Origin of the sequence: Clostridium oceanicum (assembly GCF_039521385.1) — a bacterium.
In the GTDB taxonomy this organism is placed as follows: Bacteria; Bacillota; Clostridia; order Clostridiales; family Clostridiaceae; genus Clostridium_F; species Clostridium_F oceanicum.
Genome location: NZ_BAAACG010000015.1, coordinates 1 through 2,701, shown reverse-complemented (window position 1 = coordinate 2,701; position 2,701 = coordinate 1). Strand labels below are relative to the sequence as shown.

Below are 2,701 nucleotides of genomic sequence, written 5' to 3'. Positions count from 1 at the left end.
GACCTTGTCGCTTCATGCGACTTTTATATAATACCATGTGTTTCAGTATCTGTCAACACTTTTTTAAAAGATTTTTATCAATTAACTTTCAAATTTAAAATTAATGTTTTGTGTCTTTCAAGTGACGACAAAAAGTATTTTATCATATTTATTATCTATATAATTGCACATTGATATCATCTAGTCAAATTATAATTATATACTATTTATTTACTCTTATAATCTCTATAATCCTTATATTGATACACCCGATTAAGTTTTAGCTTAATATAATAAAATATACTTATAATAACTAACAATTGTAGATGTTATAATATATAAGTAGTTATTTATATACATATAATTTTATTAACTCACATAATATGAGGAGTGATTTCTTTATGAACCAAACATTAGAACAATTAAAATTAAAAATTAAAACCATATCTGAAAGTTATAAAGATAATCCCACTGGAGGATGGATTACAGGAGACGGGCCTATAAACTCTAAAATAATGTTTGTTGGAGAAGCTCCTGGTAAAAATGAAGTAGAACAAGGAAAACCTTTTATAGGAATGGCCGGTAAAAGATTTGAATCTTACTTAAATAAGATTGGTTTAACTAGAGATAAAGTTAGAATAACAAATACTTGTTTTTTTAGGCCAATAAAAATTAAAGAAAGTAAATCCGGAAGAAAAACCATTAGTAATAGACCTCCTAGATCTAATGAAATAAAATTATTTAAAGAAATTTTAGATGAAGAAATCAAATTAGTTTCTCCTAAAATAATAGTTACTTTAGGAAATGTTCCTTTAAAACGCTTAACAAATTATAAATCTATCGGTGAATGTCATGGTAATACTATCTATAATGAAGAATTAAATATAAATATATTTCCTATGTATCACCCTTCTTCTTTAACATACAATAGAAGTGAAGAATTTTTAACTTCTTATGAAAATGATTGGAATAATCTAAAAAAAATAGTAGAGGATTAAATCCTCTACTATTTTAAATAACTTCATATATACTATTGTACTTAATTAATAAAAAAACTTTAATTAATTATATTAAACTTTTATATTTTAATTCTAATTATTTCATAACTTATAACAATATATAATCATTTTAAAATTCTATGCACTTACCACTTCTTCTATATTTTCTTTGTGTAAAAATTTATTTCCTAATATTTTTATAGCCAATGCACCTAAAGGAGCCGTTACAAGTATAGAAAGTACTGCTATAGCAAGCATTAAATCTCCACCTTTAACTCCTAAAGCAAGTGGTATACCACCTATAGCTGCTTGCACTGTAGCTTTGGGAGTATATGATACAACGCAAAATATTCTTTCTTTTAATGTTAAATCTGTACCTAATGTAGATATTACAACACCTAAACTTCTTGCTATTAACCCTGCTGCTATTATTAAAACACCTAATAGTCCAGAATCAAATATAACTCCTACTTTTACTTCTGCTCCAACTAATACAAATAAAAATATTTGTGCAATTACCCATACTTTATTTAACTTAACAGACAATCTATAAGATACTTTAGGATACTTTTCTAATAATATAAACCCTATAGTCATAACCCCTAATAAAGAAGCTATTGCTATCTTATCTTTTAATACATCTTCTAAAGTAGTTAAAAATATAGCTGCTGACATAAGTATTATTATTTTTTTGGTATCTCTTAAAGAATATTTTTTAAATATTTTTATAAGTAATAATCCAACTACTATACCAATTACTACACCTAATATTATTGATAAAGGTATATTTAAAATTTTCATACCTATATTTACTTTTTTACCACCATAAAAACCTAAGAATGTTGTAAATATAGTTATAGCAAATACATCGTCTATAGATGATGCTGCTAATATAAGGGTTGGTATACTTTTATTAGTTCCTAATCTCTTATTTTTAAATTCTAGCATAAAAGGTACAACTACAGCTGGTGATACTGCAGCTAGTATAAATCCTAGCATACCTCCTTGCACAAAAGAAAAATCTAAAATAAGGGTAGCTATAGCTGCAATAGTAAATCCTTCAATTAATCCTGGTATACAGCTAAGTTTTGCTGCAGTTTTTCCTATTTTCTTTAAATCATTTTTACTTGTTCCAAGACCTGCTCTTAATAATATTACTATCAATGCTACTTTTCTTATATCTGAAGAAATAGTAAGCAAATCTTTGTTTAGTAGACTAAAACCACTAGGTCCTATAACTATTCCAAGTAAAATCATTCCTAATAATCCTGGTAATTTGAATTTAGTAAATAGTTCATTAACAATTAGTCCTAATAATAATATGATAGCTAAACTTGTTGCCATGTTAATCCTCCTCTTTATGTTTATAATTTAGGGCATAAATAAAACCCCTGCTTTAATATAATAATTAAAACAGGAGTCATCATCTCTGATTTTATTAAAGAGAAATTAAGGTGAACTCCATCACCATCTAAAATTTTATTTTTACAATGATTAGATTTTATCATATGATTCTTTAACTAACAATCCTAAAAAAATGGATGTAAAGATTTAAATTCTATAATATCTAACTCATACTTATAAATATACAGATTCTCTATATTATTCTAATAAATATAAAAATAAATAAAATAAAAAAGTCCTATATTAATAGGACTTTGGTGATCCACCGGGGAATCGAACCCCGGACAACATGATTAAAAGTCATGTGCTCTACCAACTGA

2 protein-coding genes and 1 riboswitch are annotated in these 2,701 nt (G+C 25.8%); of the genes, one reads left to right on the top strand and one right to left on the bottom strand.

The features are described 5' to 3' along the window. Window positions 1-380: 380 nt before the first annotated feature. Window positions 381-977: a uracil-DNA glycosylase gene (locus tag ABDZ71_RS15560; protein ID WP_343763040.1), complete on the top strand. Its 597-nt coding sequence runs from the start codon at window positions 381-383 to the stop codon at window positions 975-977. Window positions 978-1,115: 138 nt separating this feature from the next. Here the strand turns inward: ABDZ71_RS15560 and ABDZ71_RS15555 are convergent, their stop codons facing one another. After that, window positions 1,116-2,321: a cation:proton antiporter gene (locus tag ABDZ71_RS15555; protein ID WP_343763037.1), complete on the bottom strand. Its 1,206-nt coding sequence runs from the start codon at window positions 2,319-2,321 to the stop codon at window positions 1,116-1,118. Between the two features lie 63 nt (window positions 2,322-2,384). Beyond that, window positions 2,385-2,455: riboswitch (Fluoride riboswitch) on the bottom strand. Window positions 2,456-2,701: the final 246 nt, after the last annotated feature.